The sequence below is a fragment of the Streptomyces sp. NBC_01235 genome (assembly GCF_035989285.1).
Taxonomy (GTDB): Bacteria; Actinomycetota; Actinomycetes; order Streptomycetales; family Streptomycetaceae; genus Streptomyces.
The window spans coordinates 10152874-10169739 of record NZ_CP108513.1 but is presented as its reverse complement, the minus strand read 5'-3'; the positions used below and the strand labels follow the sequence as shown (position 1 = coordinate 10169739).

The 16866-nt window shown below is 72.8% G+C and carries 12 protein-coding genes; 6 read left to right on the top strand and 6 right to left on the bottom strand.

The features are described from left to right. Positions 1 to 151 precede the first annotated feature (151 nt). Positions 152 to 1153 carry a Ppx/GppA phosphatase family protein gene (locus OG289_RS45670; protein WP_327319911.1) on the top strand — a complete coding sequence of 334 codons (1002 nt, stop codon included), beginning with the start codon at positions 152 to 154 and terminating at the stop codon, positions 1151 to 1153. A gap of 246 nt (positions 1154 to 1399) precedes the next feature. Here OG289_RS45670 and OG289_RS45665 read toward each other — a convergent pair whose 3' ends face one another. Beyond that, positions 1400 to 1834: a protease inhibitor gene (locus tag OG289_RS45665; protein WP_327319910.1), complete on the bottom strand. Its 435-nt coding sequence runs from the start codon at positions 1832 to 1834 to the stop codon at positions 1400 to 1402. Positions 1835 to 2180: 346 nt separating this feature from the next. Between OG289_RS45665 and OG289_RS45660 the strand changes: the two genes are divergently transcribed. From OG289_RS45660 to OG289_RS45650, 3 genes are all read left to right on the top strand, one after another. Next, positions 2181 to 2768, top strand: a complete 588-nt coding sequence (locus OG289_RS45660; protein ID WP_327319909.1) for a hypothetical protein — start codon at positions 2181 to 2183, stop codon at positions 2766 to 2768. Between the two features lie 655 nt (positions 2769 to 3423). Further along, positions 3424 to 4593 carry a lactate 2-monooxygenase gene (locus tag OG289_RS45655; RefSeq protein ID WP_327319908.1) on the top strand — a complete coding sequence of 390 codons (1170 nt, stop codon included), beginning with the start codon at positions 3424 to 3426 and terminating at the stop codon, positions 4591 to 4593. 201 nt (positions 4594 to 4794) lie between these two features. Beyond that, positions 4795 to 4932 (top strand): hypothetical protein, encoded by a 138-nt coding sequence (locus tag OG289_RS45650; RefSeq protein WP_327319907.1) that lies wholly within the window; start codon positions 4795 to 4797, stop codon positions 4930 to 4932. 156 nt (positions 4933 to 5088) lie between these two features. Here OG289_RS45650 and OG289_RS45645 read toward each other — a convergent pair whose 3' ends face one another. The 4 genes from OG289_RS45645 to OG289_RS45630 form a co-directional block, all read right to left on the bottom strand. Further along, entirely contained in the window at positions 5089 to 6723 is a 1635-nt protein-coding gene (locus tag OG289_RS45645; RefSeq protein ID WP_327319906.1) for an RICIN domain-containing protein, read from the bottom strand. Positions 6724 to 7161: 438 nt separating this feature from the next. Then, positions 7162 to 7539, bottom strand: a complete 378-nt coding sequence (locus tag OG289_RS45640; protein ID WP_319674145.1) for a toxin Doc — start codon at positions 7537 to 7539, stop codon at positions 7162 to 7164. Positions 7540 to 7542: 3 nt separating this feature from the next. Then, a complete protein-coding gene (locus OG289_RS45635) occupies positions 7543 to 7788 on the bottom strand; it encodes a hypothetical protein (protein WP_327319905.1) in 246 nt (81 codons plus the stop codon). Between the two features lie 121 nt (positions 7789 to 7909). Beyond that, positions 7910 to 10150 (bottom strand): glycoside hydrolase family 9 protein, encoded by a 2241-nt coding sequence (locus tag OG289_RS45630; protein ID WP_327319904.1) that lies wholly within the window; start codon positions 10148 to 10150, stop codon positions 7910 to 7912. Between the two features lie 226 nt (positions 10151 to 10376). Here OG289_RS45630 and OG289_RS45625 point away from each other — a divergent pair, with 226 nt between their 5' ends. Further along, a complete protein-coding gene (locus OG289_RS45625; RefSeq protein ID WP_327319903.1) occupies positions 10377 to 10943 on the top strand; it encodes a cysteine hydrolase family protein in 567 nt (188 codons plus the stop codon). 106 nt (positions 10944 to 11049) lie between these two features. On the opposite strand, the gene OG289_RS45620 is transcribed toward OG289_RS45625, so the two are convergent. Continuing rightward, a complete protein-coding gene (locus OG289_RS45620; protein ID WP_327319902.1) occupies positions 11050 to 14136 on the bottom strand; it encodes a glycoside hydrolase family 2 TIM barrel-domain containing protein in 3087 nt (1028 codons plus the stop codon). Positions 14137 to 14425: 289 nt separating this feature from the next. Between OG289_RS45620 and OG289_RS45615 the strand changes: the two genes are divergently transcribed. Then, a complete protein-coding gene (locus OG289_RS45615) occupies positions 14426 to 16795 on the top strand; it encodes a SpoIIE family protein phosphatase (RefSeq protein ID WP_327319901.1) in 2370 nt (789 codons plus the stop codon). The last annotated feature ends 71 nt before the right edge of the window (positions 16796 to 16866 follow it).

Here is a 16866-nt window from a genome sequence, read left to right as displayed (position 1 = left end):
TGGCCCAGGAGCCGCACCGGGGAGAGGGGCCGCCGTCCGCGAGGGACGGCGGCCTCTCTGCGCCGCGTGTTGTGCCGTGTGCCGGACTCCGGGCCGAGCACCCAAAACAGGGCGGGCGACCGGAGGTTTACGCCTGGGTACTCGACGGTCCATGAGAATCAGCGTGCTGGACGTGGGGTCGAACACCGTGCGGCTGGTGGTGGCGGACGCGGCGGGCGGGGTCCCGCTGCCGGTGCACACGGCGAAGTGGCGGCTGAGGCTGTCCGAGCAGGTCCGGCCCGGTGCCCCCATTCCGGACGAGGCCCTGGAGCGGCTCGTCCGCGCGGTCGCCGCGGCGTCCCGGACCGCGGAACGGTGGGGTGCGGCGGGCCCGCTGGCCTTCGCGACCGCCGTGGTGCGCGCCGCCCCCAACCGGAGCGAGGTGCTGCGCACGGTCCGGGCGCGGACCGGCGTCGCGCTGTGCACCCTGCCGGGCGAGGTGGAGGCCGAGCTGACGTTCCTCGGCGCCCGCCGCTGGATGGGCTGGCGGTCGGGACCGCTCGCCCTGCTCGACATCGGGGGCGGATCCTTCGAAGTGGCCTTCGGCCGGGGCCGGCTGCCGGACTACGTGGCCTCGCTGCCCCTCGGCGCGGGCCGCCTCACCCACGACTTCTTCGCCGACCACGACCCGCCGCCCCCGGAGCTCGTCCGCGCGGCCCGGCGCAGGATCCGCCACCAGCTCAGGGACGTGGCCGCCCGGATCCGCTGGGAGGGTCCGCGTACGGCGGTGGCCACCTCCCGCACCTTCCAGCAGCTCGGCCGGCTGTGCGGGGCCCCGCCCGGACGGCACGGCCCGTTCATGGACCGCACCCTGCGCCGCCGGGACCTGGGCGAGGCCATCGACACCCTGGCCGCGCTGCCCGCAGCCGAGCGCGCCCGGCTGCCCGGCATCTCCGCGCCACGCGCCGCACAGAGCCTGGCCGGTGCGGTGATCGGGCACACGGCGATGAAGCTGACCGGACTGAGAACGGTCACCGTCTGCCCGTGGGCGATCCGCGAGGGCGTCATGCTGCGCCACCTGGAGGACGGCCCGTCCTGGTGGGCGGAGGTCACCCGGCCCGCCGACGAAGCCGCTCCCGTTGAACCGGTCCCCCTGCGCCTGGCGAAACACTGATTCCGCGCCCGACACCGACTCCGCGCCCGCGGCGGATGTCGGGCGCGGCGGATATCGGCCGCGGCGGGACCGCGCTTCTCTCACGGTCCGCCTGCTCCGGGGAAACGCGATGCCGGAGGCCGGCGGGCGGCCCCACTCCGCCCGTCCGGCCTCCGGGTCGGGATCGCGGTGGTCCCGTGTCAGGGGCTCGCACTCCCCACTTCACGAGCCTCTTTCGGCGTCCACGGGGGCCACGCGATCCCGGTCTCAGAACGCGAAGAGGCTGCTCCCGGCAGCGTTCTTCACGCACTCGTTGGCGAAGGCGCGCTCGAAGGAGACGCGCTTGCCCCGCCAGACGCCGTCGACGGTCACGACCACCGGGTCGTACTGCTTGGTGCAGTTGGCGTCACCCGGGCCTGCCAGGGAGTCGAGGTCGCCGTCGGCGGCGCGCAGTTCGGCGCAGGCGAGGGCGGCGGCGGGGTGGGTGCCGGAGGGGGTCGGCGCGCAGTTCAGGGTCACGGCCCTGGCCGCGTTGACAGTGGCGGCGCTCTCTCCGTGGCCCAGGGTCAGCACGAGTGCCGACGGGGCGTAGAGGGAGGTCGGCGCTGCGGCCGGGGCGGCGAGCGCGGACCCGGTGAGGGGTCCGCAGACGGTGGCGGCCGTGAGGCCGAGGGTCGCTGCCCAGCGCGCGGTGTTCCGCATTGTGTGCATCCTTCCGCTCGATTCGGGGGTATGCCGGTCCGACTCGGTCAGTGCCGAACGCGGCGAGCGCGAGTCTGCCGAGTCCGTCGCCGAATATCACCTCGACCCCATGCGTTTCAGTAACCTTGCGTATTGAAACAGTGGCGTGAAGTCACGGAATTCGAACGTTCCAACGCCGAAAGCAAGCGCTTCGTGATCCCTTCGATCCGTTCGGTGACCGGTTTTCATAGCTTCGTTAATCGGCCTGAAACATTCCGCTCCCGCCCTCGGCCCGCCCCCGTTCCGCTCTCGGCGGACTCCTCCGCGGCCCCTTGTGTTCACGTACCTGCGGCGTAATGGTGATTACATGATTACGACCGAGCAGAGAGAGAAGCTGAGGGGCTGGTTCGCGGGCCGGCTGCCCGACGACCTCTTCGTGGAGCTGACCGAGGTGACGGTCGACCGCGAGGAGATCACCGTGATCGGCCGCATCCCCGCGCCCCGGCTGGCCGAGGACGCCCCGGCCGCCGAGCGGGAGGCGGCCGTCACCGCCCGGATCCAGGAGTTCCGCGAGCGCACCCGCGAGACCCGGATGGCCGTGGCCCGCGACGCCGAGCACCGCTTCCGGCGGAAGGTGTCATGGGGTGCGGTGTGCGACGGCGAGCGCGCCCTGTTCACCCACGTGGCCGCGCCGGTCATGACCCGGCTGCGGCAGCCCGAGCGCCAGGTCCTCGACACGCTGATCGCCGCAGGCGTGGCCCGCAGCCGCAGCGACGCGCTCGCCTGGTGCGTCCGGCTGGTCCAGCGCCACACCGACGACTGGCTCACCGAACTGCGGGATTCCCTCGAACACGTCCAACGGGTGAGGGCCCAGGGACCCGACGCGGACCCGGACGCGAGCCCGGACGAGAAGGAGGTGGCGGATTCGTCCACTCATGACGCGGAGGAAGGATGATTCGTCCTCTGGCCGGGGTTCTGCCCCACGCCGTACCTTCGGCAGACCCCGACCAGGACGGCATCCGCCCACGTCGCCCACCCGGCGGCGACAGGGCGGCCGTTCACCGTGCCGCGCCACCCCTCGCTCCACCCGCGCCCGCCCCGCTGCCGGAGCACCCTTGACCCCGCTGTCCCTGGCCGTCGCCGCCGTGCTCCACCTGACGCCGCTGCGGCTGTTCCCCGAACCCCGGGCCGCCTGCGGGCCCGAGGGGCGCGACCGGCCCGGACCGTGACGTGGCGGTGCCGCCGATCACCGGTCCCGGCCCGGTGGTCGCCGAACTCTCCGCCGTCCCGCCCCGGTCGGCCGTCGACGGCCAGGGCCTGCCCGGCGGATCACGTCGGAGGAGAACAGCGGCGGCTGATCAGCGCGGGTGAGCGGGGCGATGGGGGTGCCCCCGCACGAGCACCCTCGAGCGTGGTGGGGGCGGCCACCACGACAACGCCCGTGGGGGCACCTCCCGCTCGAGCGAAGCCGATAGCCGGGGAGGGCATGCGCCCCCCGCGTCTCCGGCATGATCCGCCGGACATGCCCTGACCGCCCCGCACCTGCCCGCCGGTATGGTCGCCCTGCCACACACGCTCGACCACAGGACGACGAGAGGCGGCACGGACGGATGGCCAAGCACTGGGCGGACTTCCAGTACGAGATCTATCTCAACGGGATGACGGGCGCGGTCCCCCGGCTGCCCACCGACCTGACCCGGCTGGAGGAGCTCACCGAGCAGCGGCTCGGGCCGGGTCCGGTCGGCTATGTGGCCGGCAGCGCGGGGAACGGCAGCACCGCGCGGGCCAACCGCGCCGCCCTGGAGCGCCGCCGGATCGTGCCGCGCATGCTGCGGGACGTGCACGAGCGGGACCTGTCGGTCGAGGTGCTGGGCCGTTCGCTGCCCGCGCCGCTGGCCCTGGCGCCGGTCGGCGTGCTGTCGATCATGCACCCGGAGGCGGAGTCCGCGGCGGCCCGGGCCGCGGCCGCGCAGGGGGTGCCGTACATCCTGTCGTCGGCGTCCAGCACGCCGATCGAGCAGGTGGCCGAGGCGATGGGCGACGCCGAGCGCTGGTTCCAGCTGTACTGGTCCAAGGACCGGGAGGTGTCACGGAGTCTCCTCGGCCGTGCGAGGGCGAGCGGGTACACCGCGCTCGTCGTCACCCTGGACACCCCGCTGCTGGCGTGGCGGCCCCGCGACCTCGACCAGGCCTACCTGCCGTTCCTGCACGGCGTCGGCACCGCCAACTACTTCACCGACCCGGCCTTCCGGGCGGGCCTGGCCAAGCCGGTGCACGAGGACCCGAACGCGGCCGTCCTGCACTTCGTCAGCCTGTTCGCGGACCCCGGCAAGACCTGGCCGGACCTGGCGTTCCTGCGGGAGAACTGGGACGGGCCCATCGTCCTCAAGGGCGTCCTGCACCCCGACGACGCCCGGCTGGCCGCCGACGCCGGGATGGACGGGGTGGTGGTCTCCAACCACGGGGGCCGGCAGGTGGCCGGTTCGGTCGCCGCCGCCGACGCGCTGCCCGGGGTGGCGCGGGCGGTCGGCGACCGGCTGACCGTGCTGTTCGACAGCGGGGTGCGCACCGGCGACGACGTCTTCAAGGCGCTCGCCCTCGGCGCGCGGGCTGTGCTGCTGGGCCGGCCCTACGTCTACGGACTCGGCCTGGACGGACAGCCCGGCGTCGAGCACGTGATCCGCTGCCTGCTCGCCGAGTTCGACCTCACCCTGGCCCTGTCCGGCCACGCCGGCCCGGCGACCGTCGGCCCGTCGGACCTCGTCGAGGACGCGGGGTGACGGCCGGCGGGAGCAGAGCGGTGCGGTCGGGCACCCACGCGGCGGCCGGGTCGTCACCCTGTGCGGCCACCGCTCACCGCCACACCCGCCGGTCCGACCGGCGCCTCACCGAGGGCTGGGGGCTGTTGTTCGGATCGGCCAGGGCTCGCCGGCCCTGGCCCGCGCTCCTCTGAGGGGAGGACTCCCGGCCGCGTTGGCGTCGTGGCGAAGCCCCGCGTCGACGCCCCCTCCGGCTTTCCGCCGCACACCCCGACGCCCCCGCGCGGCCGTGTCGCCAGGGCCGCCGGGCGGCTCATCGGCGGCGTGCCCGGCGGCGCGGGTGTGCGTGCCCTCCTCTGAGGGGAGGACACCCGGCCGCGTTGGCGTCGTGGCGAAGCCCCGCGTCGACGCCTCCTCCGGCTTTCCGCCGCACGCCCCGACGCCCCCGCGCGGCCGTGTCGCCAGGGCCGCCGGGCGGCTCATCGGCGGCGTGCCCGGCGGCGCGGGTGGCGTCCTTCAGGCCGTCCGGTCCGAGAGGTCGACCGGCTGGGCCGACGGGGGTGCGTCCGTGCCGGTGACCGCGAGGGAACCGGGGGAGGCGGAGGCGACGTCGGTCAGCCAGCGCTGGCCCGGAGAGTGGTCGCGGACCTTGACGACGACATCGGCGCCCGGGGCCTCGCCGGCCGTCGCCAGGGCGAGCGCGTCGTCCCAGCGGGGCAGCAACTCGCCCTGGACGGTGAGGTCGTAACGGACGTCGTCGCCCCGGGCGTCGCCGGCGTCGGCGCACGCGCCGAGGATGACCACACCGGCGTCCGCGTGGGAGTCGACGCACAGCTCGGAGTGGGCCGCGCTGCGCAGCTGCCCGTCGTCGCTGTAGGACCACTGCTGCGTCCCGTCGGACGAGCAGTCCGCGAGTTCGACGGCGGCGCCCGCCTTGGCCTCGCCCCGGATGTCCAGGCACAGGTCGGCCGCGGCGTTGCGCAGCCTGGTCTGCCGTGGTGCGCTGGGCAGTTGGGCGGTGTCCGGGGCCGTGGGCGAGGCGGTGGCGGCCTGCGAGTCGGTGCCGGGGACGCTGCCGCTGGTGGAGGCGGCCGGGTCGGCGCCGCCGTCGTCCGACCACATGCCGGCCGCGAGCAGGGTGGTCAGCAGGCCGGCCGAGGCCAGGCCGACGCCGGTGAGCAGCGCGCGCGGCGACCGCGCCGCCCCGGACTCCCGTCGGCGGGGCGAGGGGATGCGCGAGAGCAGGGTGCCGCGTCGGCCGCGTGTGCCGCCCCCACGGTGCCGGGCGGAGCCCTTGAGACGTACCGTCTGCTGCTTGGTGCGGCCGGGGCGGGTGTCGTGGTAGCGACGGGCGCCCCAGCCGAGAACGGCCTCGGCGAGCAGCACGCCGAGGCCGTTCTCGAAGTGGCCGAGCTGTTCGGCGGCGGAGCGGCAGTAACGGCACGCGTCCAGGTGCTGGCGCACGTCGGGCAGCAGGTCGCCGCCGCGGCGGATGGGACCGTCGAGGAGCCGGTTGTAGAAACGGCAGTCCTTGTTCGGCGCGAGTTCCCGATGGGCGCGGACGACGCCCTCGCGGAGCTTGTCCCGGGACTGTTCGAGGGCGGCGGACACGGTGTCGGTGTCCATGCCGAGCAGCCCGGCGGCGACGGTGATCTCCTCGGCCTCGACCTCCACGTGCCACAGGGCGCAGCGGGCGACCGCGGGAAGGCCCTGGAACGAGCGTTCCGCCAGCACCCGGTTCTCCGGCGTCATGGACTTCGCGGACCGCATGCCGCGCGCGCCGGCGGGCTTGCGCAGTACCGGCAGAACGCCGGACAGCCCCTCGTCGGCGGACCACAGCCGGGCCATGTCCCGCACGGTCACCAGCAGTCGGGGGCGCAGCGCGGTGGCCGGCTCGCCCAGCTTGAGCCGGTCGAAGACCTGGTGGAAGGCGGCCGCGGTGATCATGGACGCGACGCTCGAGGAGGAGGCGAGGCAGATGACCGCGTACTCGTGCACCGGCCGCCAGTGCCGGGCGATCAGCAGGGCGGTGGACTGTGCGACCTCGCTGTCCGCGCCGCCGCGTATCCCGGCGGCGAGGGACTCGTCGGATTCTCCTGGGCCCCCGCCCGGCGGAGGGTAGGGCGGAAGGGGAGGCTGAGCGGTGGGCACTGAGCGAATTCCTTTGGTACGTACCTGTTCGGTGCGGCAGGGAGCGCGAATTCGCCTCCGCCGACGAACGCAGGGGACCCGGCCATGACCCCCGCACGGGTGGTTCACCATTGCACAACTAAGTCGCGCACAACAAGGCGGTGGCTGAAGCTGCCCTTTGTTGAAAAAATGTCGATAGGCGACGCCGAGTCACTCCGTATGCCTCGCCTTTTCGCCGGCCTTTGACGCCAGGGCCGGAATCCGCCCGTGCGCCCCGTGTGAAACCCGCGCACGCGGCGGAGCGCCGCGCACGCTCCCGACGCACCGGCCCGCGTAGTTGGCTGGAACCCGGCCACTTCCTCGGAGGCCCCGCGCAGGACGGCGGCTCTCCTGCGCCGAACGGCCGCCGGCCTTGTTCCTCCCGCCCTCGGCCGGCGGCCCAAAACTCTTTCCGTTCGCCTATATCTGCCAGGACCGCAGCCGGTCCGCCGCGCCGTAGACGTCGGTCTTGCCGTCGATCAGGTCACGGGCGAGGTCGACGAGCGCGCCGTAGGGCGGATCGATGCCGACCCCGCTGGTGAACATGTACGCCACCGCCGTCGCGCAGGCGAAACGGGCGTTGGCCGAGGGCAGTGGCTTGAGCAGAGTGAGCGTGTGCAGCAGCGCGGCGGCCCGCCAGGCGGGGTCGGAGTCCACGCCGAGCTTGGGCGGGTCGACCCGGTGCCGGGCGACGGCGGCGACCAGCGCGGAGAAGTCGTTGACGGTGGGCTGCTCGGGCAGGACCTCTTCGTGGCGCTGGAGCAGCCAGGGCACGTCGATGTGGATGACGGCTGTCATCGGTCAGGCGACCCGCCCCTCGCCCCTGGCGGAGCGTTCGTCTTCGGGGAAGGCGGCCGCGAACTCGTCGGCGTGGGACGCGAAGAACGTACGGAACGCCTCCGCGCCCTCCTGGAGCGCCCGGTGCCGTGCGATGTCGGCCGCGGCCGCCTCCCGCACGAGCGCCTTCATCGACGTACCGCGTTCCTTGGCGATCTGCCGCAGGTCCTCCAGCTCGCGATCGCTGAATTCCACATTGAGGGCTGGCATGCCCTTCACGGTACCGCGCGGGTACTTACTCGTAAATATCCCCAGGTCAAACTGATGACCGCGCGGTACCGATGGGTGTCCTGCCGGTGTCCGACCCTGCACGCTCCTGACCGGACGGGGCCTATCCCTGATCCGCAACGAAGGACGCCATCCGGGCCAGCGCCGCGTTCCAGTTGATCGCGGTCTCGTTCGTCGACCAGGACTGGATGTCGTCGATGTAGCAGAACTGGCCCACGCAGCCCTGGAGCTTGCTCTGCGCGTAGGGGTCCTGGATGCTCGAGTTCGCGCCGCCCGCGAGGGTCCCCGCCGGGGGTTCCGGGAGGCTCGGGTCGAGCTGGTGGGCGTACCAACGGCTGTGCTGGTGATGGGAGTCGACCTCGCCGTAGCCGGTGACGTACGAGATGTTGAGCGCGTTGCGGCCGAGGACGTAGTCCATGCTCTGGACGGCCGCGTCACGGTACTTCGAGGCTCCCGTGATGTCGTAGGCGGTGGCGATGACCACGGCGTTGTTGAGGACCTGGTGGCTGGAGCCCCAGTCGTAGCGGTTGCCGTCGGGGGCGTAGGGCATGCCGTACGGCTGTGCGGCCAGCGTGGCGAGGTAGGTGTCGGCGCCCCGCACCACCGACCTGCGCACCTTGTCCCGGCCGGGCAGCTTGTTCGGGACGGTCGCGAGATCGAGGCGGCCGGCGGCGGCCGTGCGGGACCAGTCGAAGCCGTTGGGGACGAAGAGGTCCGCGGTGTGCACCGGGGAGTTGAGCACGTGGTAGGCGAACCGCTTCTCCCCCGTGGTGAGATACAGCTCGGCGGCCGCCCAGTAGAACTCGTCGGTCGCGTTGTCGTCGTTGTAGGCGCCGCCGCCGTTGCCGTCGTTCGGGTCGGCGTACACGTCCGGATGGGCGAGGGCCGCCGCCCAGGCCTTGCGCGCGGCCGTCAGGGCCCTCGCCGCGAACGCCTTGTCGTAGGGGCGGTACAGGCGGGCCGCCTGTGCGGCCGTCGCGGCCAGGTTGAGGGTCGCGGCGGTGGTCGGCGGGTGCAGTTCGCGCTGCTGCGGGTCGTCGCTCGGCAGCAGCGGCAGGCCCGTCCACTGCGCGTCGTGGATCTTGTGGTGGGCCATGCCCGCGAGGGGCTGCCCGTCCGGTACCTGCATCTTCAGCAGGAAGTCGAGCTCCCAGCGGGCCTCGTCGAGGACGTCGGGCACCTTGTTGCCGCTCTCGGGGAGGGCGAGGGTGCCGTCACCGAGCCCGGCCGGACGGCCGGTGCGGGCGAGGAGGGAGCGCTCGTAGGTGCTCAGCAGCTCCCAGGTGGCGATGCCGCCGTTGACGACGTACTTGCCGTGGTCGCCGGCGTCGTACCAGCCGCCGGTGACGTCGAGGCTGTAGTCGCACACACCCGGCCGGCAGGGGACGGCGGAGTCGCCCTGGTTGGGGGCCACGCCCACATGGCCGGCCGCCCTGCCGTAGCCGGGCCGGAGGTCGTCGCGGATCGCGATGCCGCTGCGCTGCGTGTAGTAGTACTTCACCGCGTCCAGGCGCAGCCGGTCGTAGGCGGCGGTGCCGATGTCGAAGGGGCGGCTGGTCTCGCCGTCGGCGACCAGGGTGAAGCCGGCGCCGCGCGTGCGGTAGGCGCCGAAATCGATGGAGTGGACGTTCTGCCCGGAGGACACGTCGAGGCCGCGCGGCACGCTCCAGCCGTGCGCGACCGTCGCCCCGGCGCTGTTCTTCAGCTGCCAGGGCAGCTTCGCGCCGGCGTCGGTGACCAGGGTGGCGTTCTTCGGCCCGGCGGGCAGATAGCCGACCTGGTTGACGCGCACGCGTGGCCCGGTGTCGGGCTCGTACACCTCCGGCGGCACCCCGCCCAGCAGCGACACGTCGTCCAGGCAGAACCGCCAGGGCTCGGCGCTCCCGCCGACCTGGAAGGCGACCTGGCCCTCGGCGCTGTCGACCGGCGAGGTGAAGGTGTAGGAGTACGACTCCCCCGACGCGCTCAGCACGGGGCTCGCCTCGTACCAGGTGTCGTACGGGGACACCCCGAGGCCCACGATCGCCCGCACCGCATGTCCCTCGGGCACTCCGGAGGCGCTGAAGGAGAACCGGTACGACGACCCCTTCGCCAGGGTGATCGCGTTCTGGCCGACGGCGGAGTCCCAGCGGTTGACGGTGCCGCCCGGCACGTCCGCGCACAGCCGGCCGTCGGTGAGGCCGGCGGTGACGTTGCTGGTCCACCACGGGTCGGCGGTCGTGTCGAATCCGCCGTTCCTGACCTGCTCGGCCTCGTCGGCGCCGGCCTGCTGCGCGGGCAGCGCGGTGAGCGCCGCGCCCAGCAGGGCCGCGAGGGACAGCAGGGCGGTTCTGCGTCGTTTCACGTCCAGGCTCCTCGGGGAGGTGCGGGACGCTGCCCACGAGGTACGGATGGGAGCGCTCCCAGGGAGGGGTCGCAGGACATGCTTGTTGGAGTCATGACACCCCGTCAACTGTGCGGACGAGAATGCCCTCGGGCCGTTGTCAGTGGTGCGTTCTAGGGTGGGTCGTCCGAGAGAACTCACCGCCCGCGCCCGATGGCGGAAACACGACGACGAACAGGAGGTCTCCATGACCACCCTGCCCGACCGGCCGAACACCGCCCTGCTCGTCATCGACGTCCAGAAGGGCGTGGTGGCGGGCGCGCCCCGCCGCGCCGAGGTGATCGCGAACATCGACACCCTGATCGGCACGGCCCGCGCGCAGGACGTGCCGGTCATCTGGGTGCAGCACTCCGACGGCGAGCTGGTGCGCGGCAGCGAGAACTGGGCCTACGTCGAGGAGCTGGTCCGCCTCGACTCCGAACCGCTCGTCCACAAGACCTACTTCGACTCCTTCGAGGCCACGGACCTGGAGTCGGTGCTCGCGGAGCACGGGGTGGGCCGGGTCGTCGTCACGGGGGCGCAGACCGACGCGTGCATCCGCTCGACCCTGCACGGCGCCTTCGTGCGCGGGTACGACGTGACGCTGGTCGGCGACGCCCACACCACCGAGGACCTCAGCGAGTACGGCGCTCCGGCACCGGAGCAGGTGATAGCCCACACCAACCTGTACTGGTCGTGGCAGAGCGCGCCCGGCCGCAGCGCGGGCACGGTGGACACGGCGAAGGTGACGTTCGAGGCGGCGGACGCGGGCTGAGGTACGGCCGGGAGGTGGCGCTCGGGCGCGGTGGTGCCCAGGCCGATCGGTCCGGTCCGTCCGGCCCGGGCACCACAGGATCCACGCAGGTCGACCGGTCAGCCGGTCACGCCTCCAACCTGCTGATGCGGACCGCTCCTTGCACCGTGCCGGGTGCGCCGCTGGTCAGCTTCAGCCGGAGCTTGGAGCCGCGGGCCGGGTCGAAGGTGAGAGCCGTCGGCGCGTCCGAGGCGGTGGCCCAGTCGACGGCCGCTCCGGTGACCGGCACGTACCGCTCCCCGTCCCAGACCTCGGCCTCGACCGACGCGGGCAGGCTGTGCGTGGCGTCGACCGTGAAGGACACCTCCGCCCGGTCGAAGTCCCGCGTGCGCCCGTAGTCCACCGACACCCAGTCCTCGGGCCGGGCCCCGCCGAAGGCGGGCAGCAGGGCGGTGGCCGCCTTGGCGAAGGCGTTGGACCAACCGGTGGCCGGGTCGCCGTCCAGCAGGGCGGCGGGCAGGGTGTCCGGGCGGCCGGAGTAACTGGCGTCCGCGTAGGGGTAGGTCACGGGCTCCGGGTGCTCGGGGGCGAAGGCGGCGGCCGGGGTGGTCGCGACCGTGCGCGCGTGCGTGGTGCGCACCGTGGCGGTGCCCTTGCGCAGGCCGTCCACGCGGGCGGTCACCTTCAGGGCGCCCGCCTCGGTGCCGGAGCGCACGATGGCGAGGGCCTTGCCGTGGAAGGCGGTGCGGGTACTGGCCTGGTAGCGCTCGGCGCTCTCCTCCCGCCCGTTGTCGAGACCTGCCAGGGAGCCGCCGGTCACCGCGAAGGAGATGAGGTGCTCGGCGTCGGGCACGACGGTCCCCCGCGCGTCGACGACGTCGGCGGTGACGAAGACCAGTGAACGCCCGTCCGCCGGAAGGGACTTGCGGTCCGCGGTGAGACGTACGGCGTGCGGGGCGCCGGCCGTGCGCAGGACGTCGGTGGCGACCGTCCTGCCGCCCCGGCGGGCCACCGCCTTCAACTCGCCCGGCGCGTACGGCACCTTCCACGTCAGGTGCAGCTTTCCCGCACTGCCGTTCGGGCTGGTGTAGCTGCCGGGGTACGGGCCGGTGGTGAAGGTCTTGTCGTCGCCGGGGGCCTCGGTCGTCTCCAGGTAGGTGCGGCCGTCGACGGTCTTCTTCGTGTCGAACTTCCGCACGCCCAGGGACTTTCCGTCGAGATACAGCTCCACGGTGTCGACGTTGGAGTACGCCCACACCTCGACCGTGTCGCCCGCCTCGTGGTTCCAGGTCATCGGCAGCAGATGGACCATGGGCTCGTCGACCCACTGGCTGCGGAAGAGGTGGTACATGTCCTTCGGAAAACCGGCCGTGTCGACGGCGCCGAAGAAGGACGCCTTCACCGGGAAGACGTTGTACGGCGTCGGCTCGCCGATGTAGTCGATGCCGGACCACAGGAACTGCCCGGCGAACCACTTCCGGTCGCGGTCCTTCTTGTGCCCGTACTCGCCGCTCATCGTCCAGGAGGCGAGGTTGTTGTCGTAGGACGAGGTGGCCCGCCTGCCGGGGGTGTGGTTCTCGCCCGTGTTGAGGTGCTCGGGCTCCTGATAGGTGCCGCGGGTCGAGGTCTGCGAGGACGACTCGGACTCGAAGAGGAACAGGTGCGGGTAGGTCGCGTGCAGGGCGTCCACGGACTTGGCGGTGTTGTAGTTCAGGCCGAGGCCGTCCAGCTTGGCGAGCATCAGGTCGGCGGCGGAGCCCTTGGCGGGCGGGGTGCGGTACTTGTCCGAGCCGATGATGAGCGGCCGGGTGTCGTCCACGGCCCTGATGGCGGTGATGATGCGGTCCGCCATCGCGAGACCGGCGGTGGAGGTGGAGTCGGTGATCTCGTTGCCGATGGACCACAGGAGGACTGCGGGCGAGTTGCGGGCCGCGAGCACCATCTCGGTGGCGTCCCGTTCGCACCACTCGTCGAAGAACCGCCCGTAGTCGTAGCGCGTCTTGCCGGTCTTCCAGCAGTCGAAGGCCTCCACCAGCATCACGATGCCCAGCTCCTCGCAGACCTGGATCATCTCCGGGGACGGCGGGTTGTGGGAGGTCCGGAAGGCGTTGACACCCATCGACTTCATGATCGTCATCTGGCGGCGGATCGCGTCGACGTTCACCGCCGCCCCGAGGGCACCCAGGTCGTGGTGGAGGTCGACACCCTGGATCTTGGCGTGGCCGCCGTTGAGGTGGAAGCCCTCGTCGGGGTCGAAGCGGAAGGTACGGATGCCGAACGGCGTGCGGTAGCTGTCGGTGCGCTCGCCCGCGACGCGCAGTTCGGTCTCCAGGGTGTAGCGGTGAGGGGTCTCGAAGTCCCACCGCCGCGGATCGGCCACGGTGAGTTCGTGGGTCTCCGTGGCCCGGTCGGCGACGGAGACCGTGGAGGACGTACGGGCGACCGTGCGGCCGTTCGGAGCGAGGATCCGGGAGACGACCTCCACGTCCGAACCCGTGCCGGACGCGTTCACCACCGTGGTCGCGACCCGGACGACGGCCCGTTCGTCGGTGACCTCGGGGGTGGTGACGTACGTGCCCCAGCGGGCCACGTGCACCGGCTCCGTGACGACCAGGCGGGCTTCGCGGTAGATGCCGCTGCCGGAGTACCAGCGGCTGCTCGGGAGCCGGTTCTGCACCTTCACCGCGATCACGTTCTCGGTGGTGCCGTCGGTGTGCAGCAGGTCGGTCAGGTCGAAGGCGAAACCGGTGTAGCCGTAGGGGTGGCGGCCGACCTCGGTGCCGTTGCAGTAGACGTAGGAGTCCATGTAGACGCCGTCGAACTCGACCGAGATCCGCCGGCCGGCGTGGGCGGGCGGCAGGGTGAAGGCGAGGCGGTACCAGCCCAGACCGCCGGGGAAGAAGCCGGTGCCGCTGGTCGTGCCGTTCTGCGTGGTCGGGGTCTGCTCGATGCTCCAGTCGTGCGGGACCGCCACCTCGCGCCAGGTCGAGTCGTCGTAGCCGGGGGCGGCGGCGTCCGCGTACTGCCCCGTCGGGTCGGTGATCCCGCCCGGGTCGACCAGCGCGAAGCGCCAGCCGTCGCGCAGCGCGACCGCACGGCGGCCGGAGGCGCTCTGGGCGGCCTCGGCGGCCTGAGCCGCCGGGGTGCCGAGGAGCGCTCCTGCGGCCGGTGCCGCCGTGGAAGCGAGAAGGACCGATCTGCGAGTGACCGTCATGGTCGGCTCTCCCTCATCAGGAACCAGAAGTACTCACAACTGATCGTTAACAAACAGAATCTGACGACGGGCCACTCATGCCCGTCAAGGGTGCGGCGGCGGTCTCCCGCCCCATGCCCTCCCCCGGGCTCCATCGCGCGACATAGGCCGGATTTGGCACTTGACTCCGGCAGGACAACGCTGTCTCGCCGGGCACCGGGGGTTCCCGTCCGCGCACGAGCGCGACGCACTAGGCTGGAACGGAAGTGACGCGCCCGTTCACTGTGAGTGTCCGCGATGGAGTGGCGAGATGAGCCCGGAGTATCCGTTCGACGAGGCCGCGACGGCCCGGGCTGTGGTCGACGACGCCGGCACGCTCGTCGGGTGGAACGAGGGCGCCCGGACCCTGCTGGGCTGGTCCCGGGCCGATGTCGTGGGCCGGCCCGCCGCGGCACTGCTCACCGACCGAACGCCCGTCCCCACCGGACCTCGCTGGGACGGAACGGTCACTTTGCGCCACCGCGACGGCCGTCCGGTACGGGTGTGGCTGCTCGCCCACCACTCCCCGGCCCGGGAAGACGGCCCGGGGCACTGGCTCGTCCTCACCCCGCTGGCCGGGGCCGGTCCCGGCTCGCCGGACGACCCCCTCGCCGCCGCGGCGCTGGTCCAGTCGCCCTGCGCCGTGGCGGTCTACGACGAACGCCTGCGGCTGCGCCGCATCAACGAGGCCATGGGCGAGGTGATCGGCCTGCCCGAGGAGCGGATCCGGGGGCTGCGGCTCTCCGAGATCGGCGGCAGACCGCAGAGCGCCGAACTGGAACAGCACATGCTGCGCGTGCTCACCAGCGGCCGGGCGCAGGACGTGCAGACGTACACGCGGACCGACGGCGAGGCACCGGCGCACGCCTGGCTGGCCCGGATGGCGCCGGTCACCGACGCCGACGGACGGGTGCGGGGCGTATGTCTGGCCGCCCACGACTTCACCGACAACTACCTCGCCCGCGAGCGGCTCCAGCTGGTCAACGAGGCGAGCGTCCGCATCGGCAGCACCCTGGACGTGACGCGGACGGCCCAGGAGCTGGCGGAGGTCTGTGTGCCCGCGCTCGCCGACTTCGTCAGCGTCGACCTGCTCGACCCGCGGGACGGCGGGGACCCCCCGAGCAGCTTCGAGCCGCCGCTGAGCCTGCGGCGGGCCGCGCACCACTCGGTGAACCCCCACTGCCCGGAGGCGGTGACCAAGCCCGGGGAGGCGCAGGACTACCCGGCCGGGTCGCCCCAGGCCGACTCGCTGGCAGCAGGGCACACCATCGTCGGCACCGTGGCCGGAGGCGGTCTGGACGCGTGGCTCGCCCGGGACCCGGCACGCGCCGCACGGGTGCGGGAGATCGGCATCCACTCCACGATGTCCGTGCCGATCCAGGCGCGGGGCGTCACGCTCGGCGTCGCCGTCCTCACCCGGTTCCGCCGGCCGGACCCGTTCAGCCCCGACGACGTGCTGCTGGCCGAGGAGATCACCGCCCGGGCCGCCGTCTGCGTCGACAACGCCCGCCGCTTCTCCCGTGAGCGCGACACGGCCCTCGCGCTGCAGCGCAGTCTGCTCCCGCGCACCCTGCCGCGCACCGCCGCCGTCCACGCCGCCTCCCGCTATCTGCCGGCCGCCCGCGCCGGTGTGGGCGGCGACTGGTTCGACGTGATCCCGCTGTCCGGGATGCGGGTCGCGATGGTCGTGGGGGACGTGGTCGGGCACGGCGTCCAGGCCTCGGCCACCATGGGCCGGCTGCGCACCGCCGTGCGCACCCTCGCCGACATCGACCTCGCCCCCGACGAGCTGCTCACCCACCTCGACGACCTCGTGGTCCGGCTGTCCGAGGAGGCCGGTGGCGAGGGCAACCCCGGCGAGGTCGGGGCGACCTGTCTGTACGCGGTGTACGACCCCGTGTCACGGCGCTGCACCCTGGCGAGGGCCGGGCATCCCCCGCCCGTACTGCTGCGGCCGGGCGGCGCGCCCCGCCGTGTCGAGCTGCCCGCCGGTCCCCCGCTGGGCCTGGGCGGGCTGCCGTTCGAGTCGGCCGAGCTCGAACTCTCCGAGGGCAGTGTGCTCGCCTTCTACACCGACGGCCTGATCGAGTCCCGCGAGCGGGACGTCGACGAAGCCCACCGACTGCTGAGCCGGGCCCTGGCGGCGTACTCGGACTCCCTGGACGAGATCTGCGACCGGATCCTGCACGCCCTGCTCCCGGCCGGCGGCGCCGACGACGACGTGGCCCTGCTGCTCGCGCGCACCCGGGGCCTGCCCGCCTCCCAGGTCGCGACCTGGCACATTCCCGCCGACCCGTCGCTGGTCGCGCCGATCCGCAAACAGGTGGTCCAGCAGCTCGCCGAGTGGGAACTGAGCGACGCGTCGTTCACGACCGAGCTGGTGGTGAGCGAGCTGGTCACCAACGCCATCCGGTACGGCTCCCACCCCATCCGGCTGCGGCTGATCCATGACGCGACGACCCTGATCTGCGAGGTCTCCGACAACAGCCACACCGCCCCGCACCTGCGCCGGGCCAAGACCTGGGACGAGGGCGGCCGCGGCCTGCTCCTGGTCGCCCAGCTCACCCAGCGCTGGGGCAGCCGGCACACCCCCGAGGGCAAGACGATCTGGGCGGAGCTGAGTCTGTTCGACGAGGCATGAGCCGGCCCCGCGGCCCCTCGGCGGGTGTTTCACCCGCGCGTGTTGTCATGGACGGACACCCGGACCAGTTC